This is a genomic window from Amycolatopsis thermophila, from assembly GCF_030814215.1.
GTDB classification, from domain to species: Bacteria; Actinomycetota; Actinomycetes; order Mycobacteriales; family Pseudonocardiaceae; genus Amycolatopsis_E; species Amycolatopsis_E thermophila.
In genome coordinates, this window is record NZ_JAUSUT010000001.1 from 1,206,105 (window position 1) to 1,228,895 (window position 22,791).

The following is a 22,791-nucleotide window of genomic DNA, read 5'->3' on the forward strand; positions in this document are numbered from 1 at the left end:
GTCAGCGCGGAACGGGAACGGTGGCCAGCACGCGGTCGACGACGCCGTCCGCGGTCGCGCCCTCCAGCTCGGCTTCCGGCCGCAGGTCCAGCCGGTGCCGCAACGCCGGGCGCGCGAGCGCCTTCACGTCGTCCGGGGTGGCGAACCCGCGGCCGGACAACCACGCCCACGCCCGGGTCGCGGCCAGCAACGCCGTCGCCCCACGCGGGGAGACGCCCAGCCGCACCGCGGGCATCGTCCGCGTCGCGCGGCACAGGTCGACGATGTAACCGAGCACCTCCGGCCCGACCGTCACCCCGGCGACCGCCGCCCGCGCGGCCGCCAGCTGCTCCGCCCCGGCGACCGGCCGCACCCCGGCGGCCGGCAGGTCTCGCGGGTCGAACCCCTGGGCGTGCCGGGCCAGCACGCCCAGCTCGTCCTCGCGGCTGGGCAGTGGCACGGTGAGCTTGAACAGGAACCGGTCGAGCTGCGCCTCGGGCAGCGGGTAGGTGCCCTCGTACTCGACCGGGTTCTGGGTGGCGATCACGATGAACGGGTCCGGCAGCGCCCGTGGCCGCCCGTCGACCGACACCTGCCGCTCCTCCATCGCCTCCAGCAGCGCGGACTGCGTCTTCGGCGGGGTGCGGTTGATCTCGTCGGCGAGCAGCAGGTTCGTGAACACCGGCCCCTCGCGGAAGGAGAACTCGCCGGAGCGGGCGTCGTAGACGAGGGAGCCGGTGACGTCGCCGGGCATCAGGTCGGGGGTGAACTGGATCCGCGAGGTCCCCAGGTCCAGTGCCGTCGCCAGCGCCCGCACCAGCAGGGTCTTGGCGACACCCGGCACGCCCTCGACGAGCACGTGGCCGCGGCACAGCAGCGCGATGATGAGCCCGGTGACCGTGGCGTCGTTGCCGACGACCGCCTTGCCGACCTCGGCGCGCAACGCGATCAGCGCGTCCCGCGCGGCCGAGGTGTTGTCCGTGCCGCTCAACTGATCTCCCTCTCGATGCGGTCCAGCTCGTCGGCGAGCCGGACCAGACCCGCGTCGTCCCCCGGCGCGGGACCGTACAGAAGTGCCCCGACCACGGCGTCCGGCCGTCCGGTGCGCGCCGCGATCGCGGCGACCACCGCCGCCGGTTCGGCGCCCGCGCCGAGGCCCAGCAGCGGCCGTGCCCGGTCGATCACCGCCTGCCGCAGCGTAGCCGCGGCGTGGTCGGCCGCACCCGCCCGACGGTAGAGCCGGGCCCGGCCTTCGGTGGTTTCGGCGGCGCGCACGGCGACCGGCAACGGTTCCGCCACGACCGGCCCGAGCCGCCGGGCGCGCCACAACCCGAACAGCACCGCGGCGACGGCGAGCTGGATCGCCCCGAAGACCCAGGCCCGCGGCAACAGGTCGAACGGGGACCGCTGCTCCATGCCCGCGCCGGTGTCGCCCGGCGACGGCACGTACCAGACGAGGGTGGCGTTGCGGCCGAGCAACCGCATGGTCAGCGCCGCGTTGCCCGCATCGTCGAGGCGGTCGTTGGTCATCGGGTCGCCGCTGCCGAGGAGCGTCGTGGTGCCCGCGCCGCCGGGCAGCTGCAGCATGGTGCCGTCGTAACAGCCGCGCGCCCGGCTGTGCGCGGCGTAGGTGAGCCCGCCGATCACGACCTTCCCGGCCGCGACGGCGCCGGCGACGGTGCACCCCGGGTCCCGTGCCGTCGCCGGGACCAGCGCGCCGACGACGACGCCGGGCTCCAGCACGTCGAGCGCCGCGTCACCGGGAGCGACCAGCACCGCGTCGGCGGCGCGCGATCGCAGGGCCGCGAGGCGGGCGGGTTCGACCAGGTCCGGGGCGGTCACCAGCAGCGTCGCGTCCGCGCTCACGGCGGCCTCGGCTTCGGCGTAGCTGCGCGCCGGGACGACGCGGACGCCCTCGCGTTCGAGCAGCCGCGCCAGCGCCCGCGACCCGGCCGGGGCCGCGGCTTCCGGGTCCAGCGAACCGTGCCGCTGCCCGGCCGAACTCAACACCACGACCACCGCGCCGATCAGCACGATCAGCACGATCACCAGCGGAGCACGCGCGGCCCGCCAGATGCGGCGCGTGTCCGGGGAAACGCTCGTCACGCCGGCACCCCGGGACGCGCGCGCCGGACGAGCTCGTCGAGTTCGGCGAGCCGCCGGTAACCGTCCCCGGTGGCCGGCCGTCCCCCGTAGTGCACGGCGTCGAACAGCCCGGCGCCCTGCCGCAGCGCGTCCCGCACGGACGGCAGCCGGACGCCCGCCTCGTGCGCGGCCTCGTCGGCCGTGCGTCCCGCGCGTTCGTCGAGCACACCGCGCTCCTCGAGCGTGCGGACCACGGCGCGGAACCGGTCGCGCACCGCCGCGCCCAGGTCCCCGGCGGCGAAGGCACGCTCGGCCGCGTCGCGGTAGTCGCGGGAGGTCCGCGACCGGTCCGCGAACACCTCACCCGGCCGTCGCGCGGACCGCGCCACGCGGCCGACCCGCAGCCGCACCACCACGACCACCAGCACGACGACCGCGAGCAGGATCAGCACCCCGAGCCCGCCACCCGGCACGACGCCCGTCACCGCGGCGAACAGGTCCGCGATGCGCTGCGCGATCCACCCGATCACCCGGTCGAACCAGCCCGGCCGGGCCGCCGCGTAGACCGGGTCGGACAGCTCGGCCTCCGCGGCGCGGCGCGCGTCGTCCGCGTCGATGTCGACCGGGACCCCGGCGAGGACGGCGATCAAGCCGTACCCGCCGCCCGCGCCAGCTGGATGTCCATGCCCTCCTTGCGCATGCGCTGGTCGATGTAGAGCAGGGCCGTCGTGTTGGCGGTGAACGGTGCGACGATCGTGGTCGCGATCACCTGCCCCAGCGCGACGAGCAGCAGACCGCCCCACCCGACCGGGACGGCCTCACCGGTCAGCACGCCGGTGCCACCCGCCGCCAGGCTGAAGGGGATGTCGACCAGGTACGACAGCACGGTGCCGATGACCCCGGCCAGCAGGAGGATGGCGAAGCAGCGCCACCACGAACCGGACACCAGCTCACGCGAGCGCGTCAGCGCCTGCCCGACCTTCGCGCGCTCCAGCACCAGGGCGGGCGTGGTGAGACCGAACAGGGTGTAGAGCCAGATGCCGGGGATCAGGCACAGGATCGAGCCCGCCGTCACCATCAGCCCGTACACGATGGTCGCGCCGAGCAGCGGCAGGAACCGCGGCCGCGCCTCGGCCATGGCCTCGGCGAACGTGACGGGCCTGCCCAGCACGGCCTTGCCGATGACCACGGTCAGGAACCCGGACAGGAAGGTCTGGGTGAGCAGCGTGATGATGCCACCGACGCCGATGATCAGCGCGCTGTCGCCGAGGGCGCTCAGCGCCGCGTCCTGGATCTCCTGGTCGGTCGCGGCCGGCCCGAGGTTCCGCAGCGCCTCGACGTCCGGCAGCAGGTACTTGCTGGCCAGCAGCTGCAGCACGGCCCCGATCACCGCGACGACCGCCGACGAGCCGAACACCAGGGCCGGGTGGCGCCGCATGGTCGTGATCGCGCCGTCGAGGATCTCCCCCACCGACAGCGGGCGCAGCGGGATCACGCCGGGCTTGCCGTAGCCGGGCCGCGGTCCCCAGCCGTACTGCTGGTAGGGCTGCCCGGGCGGCGGCGCGGGGTACTGCCCGCCGGGGTTCGGAGGCTCCGGCTGCTGCTGCCGCCCGGGTTCGGGCGGCGGCAGGGGGTTCCCGGCGGGGGGTGTCGCGTCGTCGGGCCGGTCCTCGGGGTCCGGACCTGCCCAGCCGCCGGTGTCGCTCATCCGTCTTCTCCACTCGCATGCGGGTCGTTCCGCCGCCCACTCTCGCAGAGCCGTCCGGCACCGGCCACGGGTGCCACGCGGCCGCCGCCGAGTCGTGATCTCCCCCGTCCGGTTCGGGCGCTGACTATGCTGACGGCCGATGACGCCTCCGCCGCAGCGCCCCCGGGAGCCGTTGCCGCCGCCCCGTCCGGCCGCGCGGCACCGGGCGCAGAGCCGTTCCACACGCCCGGTCACCGCGTTCGTGCTCAGCACCGTCGCGGTGCTGCTGGCCGGGCTCGTCGTGTTCGTCACGGTCCGCGGCGGATCGGACTCGCCGTCCCCCACGGTGGCCGCGCCCGCGTCGACGGCGGTCAGCGGCGGCAACGCGGCGGGCGCGGCGACCTCGTCGCCGGACGGCGAGAAGATCCTCGAGCTGGCGAACCACCCGATGCTGCAGAACCCGGACGACGGGCTGCAGAACTTCGCCTGCGACCTGCCCGAACTGACCGACCAGGCGTCCTTCGAGCAGTTCTTCCGGGCCGCCGGCCGGTGCCTCGACGAGGCCTGGGGCCCCTTCCTGAGGCGCTACAACCTGCCGTTCGAGCCCCCGGCACTGCACTTCCCGCAGGGCACCGCGTTCACCACCGCCTGCGGCACGATCGCGGTGAGCGTGGCGACCGCGGCCTACTACTGCGACGACAACCTGTACGTGCCCTTCCAGGGCCTGCAGACCGACCAGTACGGCCGCAACCCGGGCGTCTACCTGGCGTTGTTCGCGCACGAGTACGGCCACCACGTGCAGGAGGTGGCCGGGATCATGGACGCGGTGTGGCAGCAGATCTACGCCGTCGGCCAGAACACCCCGGCCGGGCTGGAGCTGTCCCGCCGCAAGGAACTGCAGGCGCAGTGCTTCTCCGGGATGTTCCTCGGCGCGGTGGTCGACCGCGGCGGCTCGGTGACCCGCGACATGTACTCCAAGGCCTGGCGCGACCAGGACACCCGCGGCGACAACACCTCGGGCAGCCAGGACCACGGCACCAACGCGCACTACGCGCAGTGGTGGCGCACCGGTGCCCAGTTCAACCGGATCGCGCAGTGCAACACCTTCGCCGCGCCGGCCTCCGCGGTCAGCTGAGCTTCACCGCGCGCCGGGACGGCGGCCGCTTCCGGTCACCGGATCCGCCGCCGAGGCGGCGCCACCCCACCGGACCCGGAAGTCAGCTCGCGGTCGCCGCGTGGTCGCGTCGCGGGCCGCGGTGGACGAGGAACGCGTAGGTGCCGCCGCCGAGGCAGCTCAACGCCAGCAGCGCGAGGCCGACCGGGCGGCGCAGGTCGTCGTGACCGGTGACGACGTCGGCCAGGTGGACCTGCACGTCACCGTCCCCGGCCGAGGCCGGCACCGTGACGTCCACCCGGTCGTTCGCGTCGTGCCCGCACGCGTCGAGGACACCGGTGCGCGCCTGGCCGCCGAGGGTGATCTCGACCGTCTCCTGCGGGTCCGGCGCCGAGCACTCGGCGCCCTTGGTGACCGTGGCCTGCGCGACCGTGCCCTGCGCCGCGGCCGCGGTGCCCAGCACGCCCGGACCCGCCCACCACACGGCGGTCACGATGGCGATGCCGACGAGCACGGCGACGGCGAGCGTGTTCCAGCGCAGCACGATCCCCATGCTTCCAGAAGGTCCCGGCGAAGCACAGCCGTCGCCGGGCAGCCGAGATCTATCACTCAACCTGGTCTGCAGGAGTCACTTTCCGCACATAGAGCAGCCGATCGCCCGGTTCGATGGCGTCCACGGCGGGCGAGTCGACCCGGAACAGCTGCCCGTCGCGGACCACGCCGAGCACGATGTCCGGCAGGTGCCGCGGCGAGCCGCCCTCCTCGGACTTCTCCGCCGGGCGCTCCGCGATGGCCAGCCCGGACTCCGGGGTCAGCAGGTCCTCGAACATGTCGACGACCACGGGTGTGGAGGTCGCCATGCCCAGCAGCCGTCCCGCCGTCTCGCTCGACACCACCACCTGGTTGGCGCCGGACTGCTTGAGCAGGTGGACGTTCTCCGCCTCGCGCACCGACACCACGATGTGCGCCTTCGGAGCCAGCTCACGCGCGGTGAGGGTGGCCAGCACCGCCGAGTCGTCCCGGTCCGCGGCCACCACGACCGCGCGGGCCCGCTGCACCGCCGCCACGCGCAGCACGTCCGACCGGGTGGCCGAGCCGTGCACGGTGACCAGGCCCAGCGCGGCGGCCGCGTCCAGCGCCTGCTGCGAGGTGTCCACCACGACGATCTTGTTCGGTTCGATCGCCTCGTCCCCGAGCAGGGTCTTGACCGCGGCCCGGCCCTTCGTGCCGAACCCGACGACCACCACGTGGTCCCGCACCCTGGTCCTCCACTTCTGAATCCGGAACGCCTGCCGTGACCGTTCGGTCAGCACCTCGAGCGTGGTGCCGACCAGGACGATGAGGAACAGCACCCGCAGCGGCGTGATCACCAGGACGTTGATCAGCCGGGCGGAGGCGCTGACCGGGGTGATGTCGCCGTAGCCCGTCGTCGACAGGGACACCGTCGCGTAGTAGAAGGCGTCCAGCAGCGACAGCCCGTCCTCGTTGACGTCACGGTAGCCGTCCCGGCCGAGGTAGACGATGAACACCGCGGCGACGAGCGCGATCAGGGCCCACAGGACGCGTCTGCCGATGGACCGGATCGGGCTGATCGTCGACTCGGGCATCCGGACGACGCCGACGAGCGAATGGTCCGGCTGGTCCCTGACTCGCACCCGCGGATCGTAAGCGATCACTTCACCCGTCGCCAGGGTGAGGGACGCTGCGGAGCAGTTCGCGCAGGCCGTCCGCGTCGAGCAGGTCCACCGGGCGCACCGTGTGGTCGTGGCGGACGTAGTGGAAGGCGGCGCGCACCTTCTCCAGCGGCGTTCCGGACAGCGACGCCCAGGCCAGCCGGTACGCGGCGAGCTGCACCGCGAGGGCGCCCATCCGGCCCTCCTCGGGCACCGCGCCGGTCTTCCAGTCCACGACGGTCCAGCCGCCGTCCGGATCGGCGAACACGGCGTCCATCCGCCCGCGCACGGTGACCCCGTCGACCTCCGTGGAGAACGGCACCTCCACCTCGTGCGGGGTGCGCAGGGCCCAGGCGCTGCGGTCGAACGCCGCCTGCAGCGCCTCGAGCGCGTCGTCGCCGGCCTCGTCCGGGTCGGCGGCGCCGGGCAGTTCGTCGAGGTCGAACAGGCGGTCACCGGCGAAGCGGCGCTCCAGCCAGCCGTGGAAGGCGGTGCCGCGCCGGGCGAAGGTGTTGGGCGGCACCGGAAGCGGGCGGCGCAGGCGGCGGGCGAGCCCGCCCGGGTCGGCGGCGAGCTCGACGAGCTGGCTCACCGACAGGTGGTCGGGCAGCGTGACCTGCTCGGCCGTGCCGGACCGCTTCGCGTACTCGGCGAGCAGGACGTCGGTGTCGGCGATCCAGCCGTCCTCGTCGTCCTCCTCGTCCTCGTCCACCTCGCCCTCGGCGAGCGCGGTGCGGACCAGGTCGGCGCCCTCGGCCACCGCGTCCCGGCGCCCACCCAGCGGATCGGTGGGCCACTGCGCCGACCTGGCCTGGCTGACCAGCGGGTTCTCCTCGTCGGCTGGGGGTTCCTCGGCCCAGGTGGCGATCTTGCCGACGCCGTCCTCGACGAGCGCGCCGACCTCCAGCAGGAAGTCCGACGGGCCCTTGGGCCGGGCGCTCGTCTCGTTCCACCAGTGCCCGGAGACGATGAGGGCGCGCTCGGAGCGGGTGAGCGCGACGTAGCAGAGGCGGCGTTCCTCGTCGGCCTCGCGCTCGGCGAAGTCCTGCTCGTGGATCTCGAAGGCCTCGATGACCTCCTTGCGGTCCATGCCGTCGGACACGCGCAGCTTCGGCAGGTCCTCGGAGTCGCCGCGCAGGGCGGCGGGCAGGCTCGTGACCGTGCGCAGCCAGGAGGACGAGCGGCGCTTGTTGGGGAAGACCTCGCGCGCCAGGTGCGGCACGGCGACGACCTCCCATTCCAGGCCCTTCGCGGAGTGCACGGTGAGCACCTGCACGCGGTCCGGGACCACCTCGACCTCGCCGGGCGTGAGCCCGTCCTCGGCGTGCGCGGCGGTCGCGAGGTAGTCCACGAAGGACATGAGTGTGGCGGTCGGCGAGGTCTCCGCGAAGTCGGTGACCACGTCGGCGAAGGCGTCCAAGTGGGCGCGGCGGGCGCTGCCGGGGCGGGCCTGGGCCTCGACGTCGAGCAGCATGGTCCGTTCGACGTCGGCGACCAGCTCGGGCAGGGACTGGTCGAGCCGGCGTCGCAGGGCGGCCAGCTCGTGGCCGAGTTCGCGGATGCGGCGGTAGCCCTCGGGCGAGTAGCGCCTGGGATCGCCCGGGTCGTCGAGGGCGTCGATGAGGCCGGTCTGCTCGGCGCGTTCGGCGAACAGGTCGTCCATTCCGGACTCTTCGGTGGGCGGCGGCGCGGAGATTTCGCCGGCGCGGCGCCACAGCGCGGCGAGGTCGGCGGCGGCGATGCGCCAGCGGGCGCCGGTGAGCAGGCGCGCGGCGGCCGTGCCGGCCAGCGGGTCGGCGAGGACGCGGAGGGTCGCGACGAGGTCGGCCACCTCGGGTTCGTCGAGGAGCCCGCCGAGGCCGACGACCTCGACCGGCAGGCCGCGGGCGCGCAGCTCGGCGGCGATCGGGGCCATGTCGGCGCGGCGGCGGACCAGCACCGCGGCGGTGGGCGGGGCGCCGTGCTCGGCCTGGTGGGCGAACCACCGTTGCGCGACGGCGTCGGCGACCCATTCGCGTTCGGTGCGGATGTCCGGCAGGAGGGCGACCTCGATGTCGGCGGGGTCGGCGTTGTCGCGGGCGCGGAGCCGTTCGACGCCGAGGCCGCGTGCTCGCAGGGGTTCGGCGATGCCGTTGGCGAGCACGAGGACTTCGGCCGGGTTGCGGAAGCTGGTGAGGAGGCCGTACTGGCGGGCGGGTGCGAGCTGCCCGCCGTCCTTGCGGGGGAAGTCGGTGGTGAAGCGGGGCAGGTTGGCCGCGCTCGCGCCGCGCCAGCCGTAGATGGCCTGGGCGGGGTCGCCGACGGCGGTGACCGGCAGGGGTTCGTTGTCGACGCCGCCGAAGAGGGCGCGCAGGAGGATTCGCTGGGCGTGGCCGGTGTCCTGGTACTCGTCGAGGAGGACGGCGCCGTAGCGGGCGCGTTCGCCTTCCGCGACTTGCGGGTGGCCGGCGGCCAGCGTCGCGGCGAGGGACATCTGGTCGGCGAAGTCGAGGGCGCCCTCGGCCCGTTTGCGGCGCTGGTACTCCTCGATGAGCGGGACGAGGGCGAGGCGGAACTGTTGCGCCGCGATGATGTCGGAGAGGCTTTTCGGCATCGCGGCGCGCTGGCCCTTGGCGCGGGGGGCGCGTTCGATGAGGTCGCAGAGCCGGCGGGTGTAGTCGGCGAGTTCGGCTTCGGTGACCAGGTGCTCGCCGAGCTCGCCGGTGAGGGCGAGGAGCTGGGCGGTGACCGAGGCCGGGACCCGGTCGGTGTCCAGGTCGGCGTCCCAAGTGGACACCACACGGTGGGCGAGCTGCCAGGACGAGGTTTCCGACAGCAGGCGGACGCCGGGCTGCACCGGGAGGCGGAGGCCGTGTTCGGCGAGGAGGCGGCCGGCGTAGGCGTGGTAGGTGAGGACGGTGGGTTCGCCGGCGAGGAGCGCCGCGCGGCGGGAGCCCCCCGGGTCGAGGCGGTCGAGGAGGTCCGTGCCGGCCAGGCGGCGCAGCCGGGCCCGGACGCGGTCGGCGAGCTGGCGGGCGGCCTTGCGGGTGAACGTGAGGCCCAGGACGCGCTCCGGGGTGACGAACCCGTTGGCGACGAGGTAGACGACGCGGGCGGCCATGGTCTCGGTCTTGCCGGCCCCCGCCCCCGCGACGACGAGCGCGGGCTCGATCGGCGCCGCGATGACCGCCGCCTGCTCCGGGGTGGGCGGGTGGAGGCCCAGCGCGTGGGCCACCTCGGCGGGACTGGCTACGGGGGTCATCGGGTGGCTCCGGGGCGGTGCTGGGTGTTCGTGATGCTGGAGGTGCTGTGGGCGCTTGAGGTGCTGCGGGGGCTCGAGGTGTGCTGGGGGCTCGAGGTGTGATGGGGGCTCGAGGTGCAGCTCGGGTTGAAGGTGCTTGAGGATTCCGAGGCGCAACAGGTGCGTGAGGCGCTTGAGGTTTCGGAGGTGAAGGACGTGCCCGCACCTGAGGTGCAGGAGGTGCACGTCGGATGTGAGGTGCTTGAGCTGTTTGAGGGGCTCGGGTGCAGGCACGGACACGGGCGGTGCAGGCACCGGCACCGGCACGGGCGGAGCCGATGGACCTTTGACGCGGTCATGGTTGGGCCGGTCGTGCGCTCAGGGGTTGCCTCCGCGTGAATGGCCCGCTCGCCCCTGCACGAACGGACAACTCGCGCCCTTGTCTCGGGACCAACCACGCCCAAGCGAGCCGCCAGCGCACGACTGGTCCACTCGCCGCCGCGCGAACGGTCCATCCGCGCACGCACCGCTGGGGCCTTCGTGCCGTCGCCAGCCGCCGCCACGCGAGTGGGCCGTTCGGGCGCGGGCGAAGGAACCACTCGCGAACTCGCCAACGGACCAGCCATCGCGCCGCCAATCACCAGGACGCGACTTGCAATCGACCCAATCGCGCGGAGGTTCCTGTCCGCGGCGCAGGTCGAGCAGCTGGCTGAGCTGCGAGGTCGGCCTGGATGTGTACTGCTTCGGGCCACCGGCGCGTCCACCACCGGCCCGCGCACGCGGACCACCGGCCCACCCGCGCCGCGCACCAGAACGCCCAATCCCCGGCTCACGGCCCCGTCACCTGCCGCCCTTCGGGGCGCAGCGGGCAGGATCCCCGGGCCGGGCAGCGGTCGCAGTCGGGGTTCTCGGTCGCCTCGTAGCCGGGTCCCGTCGCTGATGCGGCGACCTTCCGCACCAGCTCCAGCCACTCGCGGCCGCTCTCGTCGTCCAGTGCGGGCTGCTCCCGCACGGTCGCGCCGGTCTTGTTGTGCGACTTCGCCAGGTACACCAGCTTCGCGCCCCCGGGCCGACGCCCCGAACCGAACGCCCCCAGCAGCACCGACAGCTGGTACGCCGCCAGCTGCGGGTTCACCTCGGCATCCGCCGCGCTCACCGCGGTCTTCCCGGTCTTCAGGTCGACGATCACCGGCCGGCCCTCGCCGTCGTGTTCGAGCCGGTCCACGCGGCCGCGCAGCTTCACCAGCAGCCCGTCGGACCCGACCGGCAGCTCGACCTCGATGTCCTGTTCGATCCCGATCTGCTGCAACTCCGCTCGCGACACCGACAGCCACGTCAGGAAGTTCCGCACCATCTGCTCGACGCGACGGCGCTCCCGCCGCGAGAACCACGGCGCGCCGGCGTCCACCTTCGCCCAGGCGTCGTCCAGCGCCCGGCGCAACCCCTCGTCGTCCGCACCGGACGCCGCGGCCTGCGCCAGCTCGTGCACCAGCGTGCCGGTGATCGCCGCCAGCTGGGCCGGGTCACTGCCCCCGTGACGCTCGATCAGCCACCGCAACGGACACTTCTTCAGGGTATCCACAGTGGACGGCGAGATCCGCACGACGTCGCCCTCGCCGTACAGCGGCTCGTCCGTCGACGCGTCGACGATGCCGTACCACGAATCCGGATGCGCCCCCGGTACACCCGCCCGCGCCAGCCGCGCCAGCTGCCGCGCGGCCCGCGCCCGCCGCGACGGCGACACCTCCGGATCGCACACCGCCCGGCGCAGATCCCCCACCAGCTCGGCCAGCACGAGCGACCGCCCCGGCGGCTTGACCCGCGAGTCCACACCGGACTCGTCGGCGGCGTTGCGCTCCAGGTCGTCGACGAAGCGGGACGGCTGCTCGTCCTCCCCGATCACGGCACTCACCAGCAACGTCCGCTTCGCCCGGCCCAACGCGACGTAGAACAACCGCCGCTCCTCGGCCAGGATCGGCGCCGTCGCCGACACCGTCTCCTCCTCCACACCGGACAGCAGGTCCACCAGCCGCTCGACGCCGAGCAGCGAACCGCGCAGCCGCAGATCCGGCCAGCTGCCCTCCTGCACGTTCGCCACGGCCACGACCGTCCACTCGCGACCCGCCGCGCCGTGCGCGGTCAGCAGCGACACGCCGTCCCCGCGCTGCGCGACCGGCGCGAGGCTGTCGCCCGCGATGTTCTGCGACGAGAGGTAGTCCGCGAACGCCGCGACACCCGCCTTCGGCAACCGGTCCACGTAGTTCCCGGCCGCGTGGAACAGGGCGACCACCGCGTCCAGATCACGGTCGGCCTGCGCACCCAGCGTCCCGCCGCGCGCCGAAAGCCGCACCCACCGCTTCTGCAGGCCGCTTTCCTTCCACACGTCCCACAGCACCTGCTCGACACCCGCGCCCCGCTCGATCGCGGCGCGCGCGATCGCGATCAGCCCGCCGACCCGCCGGATCGGCGCCGCCTCGGCCTCCGCCAGTCCAGCAAGCTTGTCGTTGTCCCGCAACACTTCCACGAGCAGCTCGTCACTGGACCGCTCACCGCCACCGGCGAGCTCCAGCCGCCGCAGACCCCGTCGCATCCGGCGCAGCGCCAGCGGGTCCGCACCGCCGAGCGGGGACGCCAGCAGCATCTCGGCGAGGTCGGCGTCGAGCACCTCCGGATCGGCGGCCACGCGCAGCACCGCCAGCAACGGCCGCACCGCGGGCTGGCGGGCCAGCGGCAGCTCCTCGAGCGCCGACGCGATCGGCACTCCCGCCGCGCGCAACGCCCGCTGCAGCACCGGGAACGACCGCCCCGGCGAGCGCACCAGCACGGCCATCTCCGACCACGGCACCCCGTCGATGAGGTGCGCGCGGCGCAGCTGGTCGGCGACCCAGCTCGCCTCCGCCGACGGAGTCGGCAGCAGCCGGACCTTCACCTCGCCCGGCTCGGTCCCCGGGTCGACGGCGATCGCGCGGTGCCGGTTCGCCCCCGGCAGCGTCGCGCCGAGCTTCGTCACCGCCTCGTGCACGGCCAGGCTCAGCCGGTGGGTGCGGGTGAGCGTGATCGTGCGGCCGCCGTCGGAGTCGGCCCGGGACAGCAGGTTCGGGTCGGCGCCGCGGAAGGAGAAGATCGCCTGGTCGGGGTCGCCGGTCACGACGAAGTCCGCGGCCGCGGTGCCGAGCAGCCGCAGCAGGCGGAACTGCAGGTGGTCCAGGTGCTGGGCGTCGTCGACGAACACGTGCCGGATGCGCGCCTGCTCGCGGGCCAGCAGGTCCGGGTCGCCCTCCAGCTCGACCAGCGCGCTCGCGACCAGCTCGGCCGCGTCCAGCGCGGGCGAACCGGGCGCGCCCAGCGCGTTGCCGCCCGCGCCCTGCAGGACCGTGACCTCTTCGTACTGCCGCCAGAACGCGCCGGCCGCCACCCACTCCGGACGGTCCTTGCGCCTGCCGAGTTTGACCAGGTCCTCCGGGCCCAGACCGCGTTCGGCGGCGCGCAGCAGCAGGTCTCGCAGCTCCTCGGCGAAGCCCGGCACGGCCAGCGCTGGCCGGAGCTGCTCGGGCCAGTTCTCCGCGCCATGGGCGAGGTCGCCGGCCAGCAGCTCGCGGACCACCACGTCCTGCTCCGGGCTGGACAGCAGCCGCGGCGCGGGCAGGTCCTGCAACCCGGCCTGCAACCGCAGCAACGAGAACGCGTACGAGTGGACCGTTCGCACGATCGGCTCACGGATCGTGCGCGGCGCCCCGTCGGCGGCGTGCGCGGTGACGCGGCGCGTGATGTCCGCGCGCAGGGCGTTCGCGGCGCGGCGCGACGCGGTGAGCACCAGCAGGCGCTCCGGATCGACGCCACCCGCGATGCGGTGCGCGGCGGCGCTGGTGATCAGCGTCGTCTTGCCGGTGCCCGGCCCGCCGAGGACCCGGACGAACCCGCGCGGCGCCTCCAGCACCGCCCGCACGTCGTCGTCCCAGTGTTCCGGGCGCGGCCGGCCGGCGGGCAGCCGAACCAGCCGCGCGCCCGTCCGGGACCGGGTGCCCTCTCCGCTCACGTCTGGCATGGAACCACGCCCCGCCGACAGAACCGGGGACCGGCACACGTTGGCGGTAACTTGGTCACGTGGACGAGGAGCTGCACGAGCGGGTGCGCGAGGTGGTCGCCACGGTGCCGCCGGGGAAGGTCGCCACGTACGGTGACATCGCGGCGATCGCCGGGGCCCCCTCGCCCCGGATGATCGGCCGGATCCTGTCCGAGGACGGCGCGGACCTGCCGTGGCACCGGATCCTGCGCGCCAACGGAACGCCCGCGCCGCACCTGGTGCACCGCCAGCTGGAGCTGCTCCGGGCCGAAGGAGTGCTCGCCGACGGCCAGAAGGTGAACCTGAAGACCTACCGCTGGCGCCCGTAGCGGGCCCTCCGGCCGAGGACCGCCCGCTACGAACCCAGCTCCGTGACCAGCAGTTTCACCAGCGCACCGAGCCGTTGCCGCTCCGGTTGCAGCGTCGGCACGCCCGCCTCGGTGAACGGCGCCGCCGTCACCGGGCCCACGCAGGCGCACACCACGTCCCCCCGCAGGGCCTGCACCAACGAATCGTAGGTGCCGCGCGAGCGGGCCAGCTCCAGCATGTTCGCGCTGGCCGGGGCGCTCGTGAACGCCAGCGCGTGCACCCGGCCCTCCAGCACGCCGTCCAGCAGGGAGTGCGCCGGCGCCAGGTCGGCGGGCCACTCCCACCGGTACGGCTGCACCTCGATCACCCGGGCACCGGCCTCGCGCAGCGGTGCGATGTACTCGGGCAGCGGCGAGCCGTGCAGCTGAACGGCCAGGCGCGCACCGCTCACGCCGGCGTCCAGCACGTGGCCGAACAGCTGCCGGTTGCTCTCCTCGGGCGCGGCCCACTCCTCGGTGAGCCCCACGCCGCGCACGGCGCCCGTGCCCTTCGGCCCGCGGACGAACACCCGCGCCCGGGTCAGGGACGCCAGCAGGTCGTCCCGCAGGCCCCAGCCCTCGGCGGCCTCGATCCACCCGCGGAAACCGGCGCCGGTGGTGACGGCGAGGACGTCCAGCGGCTCGGCGAGGACCTCTTCGGTGGCCGCGCGCAACCGGGCGTCGTCCGGGAGCGGCACGATGTGGATCAGCGGCGCGTGCCGCACGGTGGCCCCGTTGCGTTCCAGCGCGCCGATGAACTCCCCGGCCCGGCGTTCCGCCGTCACCCCGATGGTGACCCCGCTCAGGTCACCCATAGAACGCCCCCATCCGGCCCACCGCCGCGGCCACCTGGTCACGCAGCTCAGCGGGTTCGAGCACCTGCAGCTCGGGCCCGAACCGCAGCAGCTCGCCCAGCGCCGGCGCGCCGGGCTCCACCGGTAACTCCACGCGCAACCACCCGTCGTCGTCGGGAACGTCCGGGCACTCCCGCAGGGCGCGGGCGCCCACCGCTCCCAGGTAGAACGGTACGAGGTCCCGGCCCAGCGGGGAAAGCCTGACCACAGCGACCCGCGGGTACATCCGCCGCTCGAACTGCTCCGACCACTCCCGCCAGTACGCGGTGAGGTCGAACCCCGCCGGGCGCTCGAACGCACCGCCGGGCTCGAGCGCGAGTATCCGGGACACCCGGTAGGTCCGGGTCGCACCGTCGCAGTGAGCGGCAAGGTACCAGTTCCCGGCCTTGAGGATCAGCCCCAGTGGCTCCAGGACCCGGTTCGTCTCACTGCCGTCCCACCGCCGGTACCGGACGGAAACCCGCCGCGCGTCCCAGACCGCCTGCGCCACCTCGGCCAGCCGTGGCAGGCTTTCGATACCGCGGAACCAGCCGGGAACGTCGAGCACGAACCGCTCGGCGACCTTGCCCGCGCGGCTGCGCAGCTCGTCCGGCAGCGCCGCGTAGAGCTTGAGCTGGGCGGCGGTCAGCACGGTGCCCAGGCCCAGCTCGGCGGCCGCGTCCGGCAGCCCGGCCAGCGGCAGCGACTGGGCCTCCTCACCGGTCAGGCCGGTCAGCCGGGTGCGGTAGCCGTCGAGCAGCCGGTACCCGCCTGACCGGCCCCGCTCCGCGTAGACCGGGACACCGGCCGCCGAGAGCGAGTCGATGTCCCGGTACACGGTCCGCACCGACACCTCGAGCTCCTCCGCCAGCTCCTCGGCGGTCATCCGGCCGCGGCTCTGCAACAGCAACAGCACCGACAGCAACCTGCTCGCACGCACGGGTCCAGTATTTCCCGAAAACCTGACAGAAGATGTCAGTCATGGTTCGCATACTGGGCTCATGACGAACACTTTCACCATGCGCAGCTGGGACGAGAAGGTCGTGAGCGGCCCCGAGGACGGCCCCCGGTACGCCCACGCGCACGCCACGTTCACCTACTCGGGGCTGATCGAGGGCGAGTCGGCCTGCGACTACCTGCTGTACTACCCGGGCGAGGGCTACACCGGCAGCACGCAGACCGCGCCCGGGTTCGAGCGGATCGAGGGCAGCGTGGACGGCCGGAAGGGCAGCTTCGTGATCCGGCACGACGTGTCCTACGGTGCGAACGGCATCCAGGGCACGTTCACCGTCGTCGAGGGCTCGGGCACCGGGGAACTGGCCGGGCTGACCGGCACGGGCACGATCGGAGGAGCGAGCGAAACCGTGGACTACACCTTCGACCACCGGTTCTGATGCTCGACGTCGACCGCGAGCAGGTGCTCGCCCACCGGATCGCGGCGCAGGGCCTGCACCGCGACCGGTCCGACCCGGGCGAGCTGAGCGTGTTCGACCTCGGTCTGCAGAGCACGCAGCGCGACACCGCGGCGATCTCCCTCGCGGCGCGGCTGCCCGGCGCGATCACGGAAGAGTCCGTTGTGGACGATTCGCGGTTCGTGCTGGCGTGGACGCACCGCGGGGCGCCGCACTTCCACCGCGCCGGCGAGATCGCCCGGGTCACCGCGGCGCTGGTCCCGCTCGGCGAGGAGGACGCGATGGCGCGGATGGGCTGGCAGCGCAAGCAGGTCGAGGCGGCCGGGATGGGCGCGCTCGAGGGCCTGTTCACCGCGGCCAGGGCGCTGCGGAAGGTGGTCACCGGTGTGATGACCAAGGGCGCGGCGAGCGAAGCGGTCACGAAGATCATCCCGGACGGCCTGTCGTACTGGTGCCGGGGCTGCCAGGCCACGCACATCCTGGAGCAGGTCATGCGGCTGGCGGCGATCCACGGCGGGGTGCGGCTGGAGGCCGGGGCGCAGCCCGCGACACTCGCGCCGCTCCCCGGTCGCGGCCGGATGCGCACCACACCGGATCCGGCCGCCGCGACGGCCGTCGTGCGCGACTACCTGCGCCTGCACGGCCCGGCGACGCCGAAGGAGGCGGCCGGTTTCGTCGGCACGACGGCGACCCTGGTCCGGCAGATGTGGCCGGAGGATCTCGTCGAGGTGCGGGTGGCCGGCCGGAAGGCCTGGCTGCCCGGGGCCGAGGTGGCCGCGCTGGAGAACCCGCCGGAGCCGGCCGTCGTGCGGTTGCTGCCGCCGTGGGATCCGTTCCTGCAGTCGCGGGACCGGAACGTCCTCGTGCCGGACCGGGCGCGGCAGAAGGAGGTCTGGCGGATCCTGGGCAACCCCGGGGCGCTGCTCGCGGACGGCGAAGTGGCCGGCGTCTGGCGGTCGAAGGGCAGCGGGCGCAAGCGGCTCGACTTCACGATCACCGCCTTCGACCCGCTCCCACCGGCGACGCGGACGGCCGCCGAGGAGGAAGCCGAGCGCGTCGCGAAGACGCGCGGGTTCCTGGATCTCCGGGTGACCTGGAACTGAGTCCGGACAACCGGGCGCGTCCCCGGAGCCGTGGTGGTGGAAACCCTCGAGGAGGGTGTCGGCCGGCGGCTGCTTCCCGCGGCGCTCCCACCGCTGTCGAGCGCGGTGATCTGCGCGCCGAGGCGGCGGGCTCGCGCCTCGGCGTCGGCCCGGCTCATCCGGTGCCCAGCTGACCCACGTCCGGCGGGGTGCCGTAACCGCCCATCTGCCCGATGCTCGGTGGCCGCTGGGTCGAGCTGCCCGAATGCCCGATCACGAAACCCGCGCTGCCACCGGCGACCAGCGCCGCGGCGGCGATGATGCCCGCGATGCCCCGCGACAGCCGGGCGGCCTCGGGTTTGGCCGGTGGGCTGCCGCCCCAGGTCGAAGGTGCGGCGGGGACCGGCGGGTGCACGGCGGTAGTGTCCTGCGCGTCGGCCCGGTCCTCGGCGGGCCCGGCCTCGCTACGAGCAGGATCGGTTGTCATCGCGTCGTCCCTCCCGGGAGTCGGTTCCTCGTGCACCCGAGGTACCCGGCCGCCGCGGATGTGGCCCACCGGGTTTCGGTGTGCGAACCGCAAGCCTCAGGCGGCGACCGCCGACCGGCGCTGGGCCCGCTGGTACCGGGCCAGCACCAGGCCGACCACGCCGGGGTGCACGCCGAGCGGCTCGGCGACCACGTCCGCACCCGCGCCCAGCACCTTCCGCTGGAACAGGCCCGGCGCGAGCAGCCACGACGCGACCGCCACGCGCCGTCCGCGTCCGCGGGCCGCCGCGACCGCGTCGTCGACCGACGGCTGCGCCGTCGCCACGTGACCAACCCGCACGGAGGTCTCCAGCAGGGCATCCAGCCGATCCGCCGCCACGCGAACCTCCGCCAGCGCACGCGGATCGCTCGACCCCGCCGCGGCCAGCACCACCGCGTCACCCGCGCGGTAGCCCGCGCACTCGAGCCGGTCGCGCATCACGCCGACCAGTTCCGGCGCCGGGCCGAACGGGTCGGCCAGCAGGGTGTTGCGGTGCCCGCTCGCGGCGATCTGCGCCGGGATGTCCGTCCGCACGTGATACCCCGCGGCGAGGAACGCCGGCACGACGACGGCCTGGTAGCCGCGCACCGAGTCGAGCACGGTCGCCACGTCGGGCTGCCGCACGTCGGCGTAGGCCACGCGCACCGGCACCGGTGTCCGGGCCCGCACGCGCTCCGCCAGTTCCTCCACCACCCGCGCGCCCCGGGGGTCCCGCGTTCCGTGCGCCGCCAGCACGATCACCGTTCCACCGCCAGCCGGTATCCCCGCTTCACCACGGTCTGCACGAGCTTCCCTTCCCCGAGCGACGTGCGCAGCCGCCCGATCGCGGTCTCCACCGCGTGTTCCTCACCGCCGCCGGGCAGTGCGGCCGTCAGCTCGCGCCGCGACACCACCCGGCCCGGCTCGCGGGCCAGCGCCCGCAGCACCGCCATCGGCGCGGGCGCCACCTCGCGCAGGTGACCGTCCACAATGGCCGCCTGGCCACGCAGCTCGATCTGCCGCCCGGCCGCGCACAGCCTGGGCGACCGCTCCACCAGCGCCTGCGCGACGGTGCGCGCCAGCGCGCCGATCCGCGCCCGCTCCGGCTGGACCGTGGGAATCCCGACGGCGGCCAGCGGCGCGGCGGTGATCGGCCCGACGCACGCGACCAGCACCCGGCGGGTCAGCGCCTCGACCAGCGCCGCCAGCCGTCCGGTGCGCTTGGCCATCGCCAGCGTGCTCGCCGCGGCCGGCGCGCTGGTGAACGGCATCGCGTCCACCGAACCGTCCAGCACCGCGTCGATCAGCCGGTCCAGCGGCCCCGGATCGGACGGCCCGACCCAGCGGTACACCGGCACCTCGATCACCTCGGCACCGGCCTCCCGCAACGACTCCACGAAGTACGGCAGCGGTTCGCCGTGCAACTGCACCGCGATCCGCTGACCCTCCACACCGGACTCCAGCAGGTGCTGCACCAGCTCGGCGCTGCTCTCCGACGCCGGCGAGTAGCTCTCGGACAGCCCGGCCGCCCGGATCGCGCCACGCGCCTTCGGACCGCGCGCCAGCAGGGACGCCCTGCCCAGCTGCTCGACCAGCGCCTCACCCAGGCCCCAGCCTTCGGCCGCCTCGACCCAGCCGCGGAACCCGATCCCGGTGGTCGCCACCACGACGTCGACCGGCTCCGCGAGCAACCGCTCCGTCGCGGCGTGCAGCTCGGTGTCGTCGGCCAGCGGCACGATCCGGATCGCCGGCCCGTACCGCACGGTCGCGCCCTTGCGCACCAGCAGGGCGCCGAGCTCGTCCGCGCGGCGCGCGGCGGTGATACCGACCGCGAAACCGGCGAGCGGGAGGGTGGGCGGGGAGTCGATCATGGTTGGACGTACACCACGCCCTCGACCACCCGCACCGGGTAGGTGCGGACAGCCACCGCGTCATCCTCGAGCGAGTGGCCGGTGGCCAGCTCGAAGCGGTGTTTCAGCATGGGCGAGGCGACGTGCGGCACGCCACCGACGTCGCCGATGATCCCGCGCGACAGCACGGCGGCCCTGGTGAACGGATCCACGTTGGACAGCGCGTACACCTCGCCGGCCACGGTGCGGAAGATCGCCACCTGCCTGCCGTCGGGCAGCAGGGCGGCCACCCCGCGCCCGGGGATCAGCCGGTCGAACGCGCAGACCTCCACCACGCCGGTCGAGCGCTTCTCCTCCACCGCGGTCATCGCGACACCACCTCCGGAACACCCAGCAGAACGGGAACTCTCTGGTCGCGTTCCTCGCGGAACGACACGGTCGGGTCGGGGGTGCCCGGCGCGTTCACGAACGAGGTGAACCGGGCGAGTTTCTCCGGGTCCTCGATCACGCCGCGCCACTCGTCGGCGTAGTTCTCCACGTGCTTGGCCATCGCGGCGTCCAGCTCGTCGCAGATGCCGAGCTTGTCGTCGACGATGACCGCGCGCAGGTGGTCCAGGCCGCCGTCCATCTCCTCGATCCACGGCGCGGTGCGCTGCAGCCGGCCGGCGGTGCGGACGTAGAACATCAGGAACCGGTCGATGTAGGTGATCAGCGTGTCCTTGTCCAGGTCGGACGCCAGCAGCTCGGCGTGCCGCGGCAGCGCGCCGCCGTTGCCGCCGACGTAGAGGTTCCAGCCCTTCTCGGTCGCGATCACGCCGAAGTCCTTGCCGCGGGCCTCCGCGCACTCGCGCGCGCAGCCGGACACCCCGGACTTGAGCTTGTGCGGCGACCGCAGGCCGCGGTAGCGCAGCTCCAGCTCGACGGCCAGCCCGACACTGTCCTGCACGCCGTAGCGGCACCAGGTGGAACCGACGCAGGACTTCACCGTGCGCAGCGACTTGCCGTAGGCGTGCCCGGACTCCATGCCCGCGTCCACCAGCCGCTTCCAGATGAACGGCAGCTGGTCCACCGTCGCGCCGAACATGTCGATCCGCTGGCCACCGGTGATCTTGGTGTAGAGGCCGAACTCCTCGGCCACCTCGGCGATCACCTTCAGCTTCGCCGGGGTGATCTCGCCGCCGGGGATCCGCGGCACCACCGAGTACGTGCCGTTGCGCTGCATGTTCGCCAGGAAGTGGTCGTTGGTGTCCTGCAGCGCGGCCTGCTCGCCGGACAGGACGTGACCGCCCTCGCGGTGGGTGGTGTCGAGCGTGGCCAGGATCGAGGCGACCGCCGGCTTGCAGATCTCGCACCCGGAACCGGTGCCGTGCTTGGCGATCAGCTCGCCGAACGTGGTCAGCCGCGTCGCGCTGATGATCTGGAACAGCTCCTGGCGCGAGTGGGCGAAGTGCTCGCACAGCGCCGTGGACTGCTCGACCCCGCAGGCGTCGAGCAGCTTGGCCAGCATCGGCACGCACGAACCGCACGTCGTGCCCGCCTTGGTGCAGCCCTTGATCTTCGCGACGCTGTCGCAGCCGTCGTCGTGGATCGCGCTGGTGATGGCGCCCTTGCTGACCGCGTTGCACGAGCAGATCTGCGCCTCGTCCGGCAGAGCATCCACTCCCACACCGCCGCCCGCGCTTCCGTCGGGCGTGAGCATCGCGGCCGGGTCGGCCGGCAGCGGGCTGCCGACCAGTGGCCGGAGCAGGTTGTAGGCGCTCGCGTCGCCGACCAGCACACCGCCCAAGAGGACGCATCCACCGTGCTCGTCAGGGCTGGACACCACGAGCTTCTTGTAGTAGCCGCCGACCGCGTCGGACAGCACGACCTCGACGGAGTTCTCCGTGGTGGCGTGGGCGTCGCCGAAACTGGCCACGTCCACGCCCATCAGCTTGAGCTTCGTGGACAGGTCCGCACCGGGGAACTCGCCGGCACGGCCGAGCAGCTGCGCGGCGACGATCTCGGCCATCGTGTACCCCGGCGCGACCAGGCCGTAGCAGCGGCCCTCGACCGCGGCGCACTCGCCGACGGCCCAGATGTCCGGGTCGCTCGTGCGGCACGCCAGATCGGTGATGATGCCGCCGCGCTCGCCGACCGCCAGTCCGGACGAGCGGGCGAGGTCGTCGCGCGGGCGGACGCCGGCGGAGAACACCACCAGGTCCAGGTCGAGCTCCGTGCCGTTGGTCAGCCTCGTGAACAGGCGATCGCCGTCCTGCTCGATCTTCTCCGCCGACGTCGCGGTGTGGACGGTCAGGTCGAGCTCGGTGACCAGCTTGCGCAGCAGCCGGCCGCCGCCCTCGTCGACCTGGATCGGCATCAGCCGCGGCGCCATCTCGACCACGTGCGGCGACAGGCCCATGTCGCGCAGGGCCTTCGCCGCCTCCAGGCCGAGCAGGCCACCGCCCACGACCATCGCCGCGGCCCGGCCGCGCTTGGTCGCCTTCGCCCGCTCGACCGCCGCCCGGATCGCGTCCAGGTCCTCGATTGTGCGGTAGACGAAGCACCCCGGCAGGTCGTGCCCCGGCACCGGCGGCACGAACGGGCGCGAACCGGTGGCCAGCACCAGCGCGTCGTAGGGCTGCACGTGCCCGGCGGCCGTGGTGACCGTCTTCGCCGCGCGGTCCACCGAGGTGACGGGGTCGCCCAGCCGCAACTCGACCAGGTCGTCGCCCGCGTAGTCCGAACCGGACAGGGTGAGCGCCCGGACGTCCCACCCGTCCACGTAGGAGGTCAGGGCGACCCGGTCGTAGGCCGGGCGCGGCTCCTCGGCGAGCACGACCACCCGCCAGGTGCCCTCGGTGTCCTCGTCCCGCAGTGCCTCCACCAGGCGGTGGCCCACCATGCCGTTGCCGACGACGACGAGTGTGCGCATTACCGGAACCTCCTGCTCGCGTTCGTGCTG

At 73.8% G+C, this 22,791-nt stretch carries 19 protein-coding genes; 4 read left to right on the forward strand and 15 right to left on the reverse strand.

What is annotated here, in order from left to right:
• Position 1 precedes the first annotated feature (1 nt).
• Genes FB470_RS05955 through FB470_RS05970 form a run of 4 tightly spaced genes read right to left on the reverse strand, consistent with a single transcriptional unit; the run spans position 2 to position 3,772 of the window.
• Positions 2-970 carry an AAA family ATPase gene (locus FB470_RS05955; protein WP_306989378.1) on the reverse strand — a complete coding sequence of 323 codons (969 nt, stop codon included), beginning with the start codon at positions 968-970 and terminating at the stop codon, positions 2-4.
• Entirely contained in the window at positions 967-2,085 is a 1,119-nt protein-coding gene (locus FB470_RS05960) for a DUF4350 domain-containing protein (protein ID WP_306989379.1), read from the reverse strand. Before FB470_RS05960 ends, FB470_RS05955 begins: the two co-directional genes overlap by 4 nt.
• Complete coding sequence (locus FB470_RS05965) at positions 2,082-2,714, reverse strand: DUF4129 domain-containing protein (RefSeq protein WP_370876447.1); 633 nt, start codon at positions 2,712-2,714, stop codon at positions 2,082-2,084. Before FB470_RS05965 ends, FB470_RS05960 begins: the two co-directional genes overlap by 4 nt.
• A complete protein-coding gene (locus FB470_RS05970) occupies positions 2,711-3,772 on the reverse strand; it encodes a hypothetical protein (protein WP_306989381.1) in 1,062 nt (353 codons plus the stop codon). The genes FB470_RS05965 and FB470_RS05970 overlap by 4 nt, the downstream gene beginning before the upstream one ends.
• Positions 3,773-4,013: 241 nt before the next feature.
• Here FB470_RS05970 and FB470_RS05975 point away from each other — a divergent pair, with 241 nt between their 5' ends.
• Positions 4,014-4,886: a neutral zinc metallopeptidase gene (locus FB470_RS05975; RefSeq protein WP_306999076.1), complete on the forward strand. Its 873-nt coding sequence runs from the start codon at positions 4,014-4,016 to the stop codon at positions 4,884-4,886.
• An 82-nt stretch (positions 4,887-4,968) separates the two neighbouring features.
• On the opposite strand, the gene FB470_RS05980 is transcribed toward FB470_RS05975, so the two are convergent.
• The 4 genes from FB470_RS05980 to FB470_RS05995 form a co-directional block, all read right to left on the reverse strand.
• Positions 4,969-5,418, reverse strand: a complete 450-nt coding sequence (locus tag FB470_RS05980; RefSeq protein ID WP_306989383.1) for a hypothetical protein — start codon at positions 5,416-5,418, stop codon at positions 4,969-4,971.
• A 52-nt stretch (positions 5,419-5,470) separates the two neighbouring features.
• Positions 5,471-6,472 carry a potassium channel family protein gene (locus FB470_RS05985; protein WP_306999078.1) on the reverse strand — a complete coding sequence of 334 codons (1,002 nt, stop codon included), beginning with the start codon at positions 6,470-6,472 and terminating at the stop codon, positions 5,471-5,473.
• 70 nt (positions 6,473-6,542) lie between these two features.
• Positions 6,543-9,779: an ATP-dependent helicase gene (locus FB470_RS05990; RefSeq protein WP_306989384.1), complete on the reverse strand. Its 3,237-nt coding sequence runs from the start codon at positions 9,777-9,779 to the stop codon at positions 6,543-6,545.
• Between the two features lie 808 nt (positions 9,780-10,587).
• A complete protein-coding gene (locus tag FB470_RS05995) occupies positions 10,588-13,803 on the reverse strand; it encodes an ATP-dependent helicase (protein ID WP_306989386.1) in 3,216 nt (1,071 codons plus the stop codon).
• Positions 13,804-13,862: 59 nt separating this feature from the next.
• Here FB470_RS05995 and FB470_RS06000 point away from each other — a divergent pair, with 59 nt between their 5' ends.
• On the forward strand, positions 13,863-14,150 hold the full coding sequence (locus tag FB470_RS06000) for an MGMT family protein (protein ID WP_306989388.1): 288 nt from the start codon (positions 13,863-13,865) through the stop codon (positions 14,148-14,150).
• A 26-nt stretch (positions 14,151-14,176) separates the two neighbouring features.
• Here the strand turns inward: FB470_RS06000 and FB470_RS06005 are convergent, their stop codons facing one another.
• The gene (locus FB470_RS06005) at positions 14,177-14,983 is read right to left on the reverse strand and encodes a uroporphyrinogen-III synthase (RefSeq protein WP_306989389.1); all 807 of its coding nucleotides are present in this window, start codon (positions 14,981-14,983) and stop codon (positions 14,177-14,179) included.
• Positions 14,976-15,941, reverse strand: coding sequence for a helix-turn-helix transcriptional regulator (locus FB470_RS06010; protein ID WP_306989391.1), 966 nt, complete (start codon positions 15,939-15,941; stop codon positions 14,976-14,978). Before FB470_RS06010 ends, FB470_RS06005 begins: the two co-directional genes overlap by 8 nt.
• A gap of 61 nt (positions 15,942-16,002) precedes the next feature.
• On the opposite strand from FB470_RS06010, the gene FB470_RS06015 reads away from it, so the two are divergent.
• Positions 16,003-16,395 carry a DUF3224 domain-containing protein gene (locus tag FB470_RS06015; protein ID WP_306989393.1) on the forward strand — a complete coding sequence of 131 codons (393 nt, stop codon included), beginning with the start codon at positions 16,003-16,005 and terminating at the stop codon, positions 16,393-16,395.
• Positions 16,395-17,516 (forward strand): DNA glycosylase AlkZ-like family protein, encoded by a 1,122-nt coding sequence (locus FB470_RS06020; RefSeq protein ID WP_306989395.1) that lies wholly within the window; start codon positions 16,395-16,397, stop codon positions 17,514-17,516. The genes FB470_RS06015 and FB470_RS06020 overlap by 1 nt, the downstream gene beginning before the upstream one ends.
• A gap of 154 nt (positions 17,517-17,670) precedes the next feature.
• Here the strand turns inward: FB470_RS06020 and FB470_RS06025 are convergent, their stop codons facing one another.
• The 5 genes from FB470_RS06025 to nirB form a co-directional block, all read right to left on the reverse strand.
• Positions 17,671-17,982 carry a hypothetical protein gene (locus tag FB470_RS06025; protein WP_306989396.1) on the reverse strand — a complete coding sequence of 104 codons (312 nt, stop codon included), beginning with the start codon at positions 17,980-17,982 and terminating at the stop codon, positions 17,671-17,673.
• Between the two features lie 96 nt (positions 17,983-18,078).
• Complete coding sequence (locus FB470_RS06030; protein ID WP_306989398.1) at positions 18,079-18,762, reverse strand: sirohydrochlorin chelatase; 684 nt, start codon at positions 18,760-18,762, stop codon at positions 18,079-18,081.
• Positions 18,759-19,871 (reverse strand): uroporphyrinogen-III synthase, encoded by a 1,113-nt coding sequence (locus FB470_RS06035; protein ID WP_306989399.1) that lies wholly within the window; start codon positions 19,869-19,871, stop codon positions 18,759-18,761. The genes FB470_RS06030 and FB470_RS06035 overlap by 4 nt, the downstream gene beginning before the upstream one ends.
• Entirely contained in the window at positions 19,868-20,218 is a 351-nt protein-coding gene (gene nirD / locus FB470_RS06040) for a nitrite reductase small subunit NirD (protein ID WP_306989401.1), read from the reverse strand. The genes FB470_RS06035 and nirD overlap by 4 nt, the downstream gene beginning before the upstream one ends.
• Positions 20,215-22,761: a nitrite reductase large subunit NirB gene (gene nirB / locus FB470_RS06045; RefSeq protein WP_306989402.1), complete on the reverse strand. Its 2,547-nt coding sequence runs from the start codon at positions 22,759-22,761 to the stop codon at positions 20,215-20,217. The genes nirD and nirB overlap by 4 nt, the downstream gene beginning before the upstream one ends.
• Positions 22,762-22,791 lie beyond the last annotated feature (30 nt).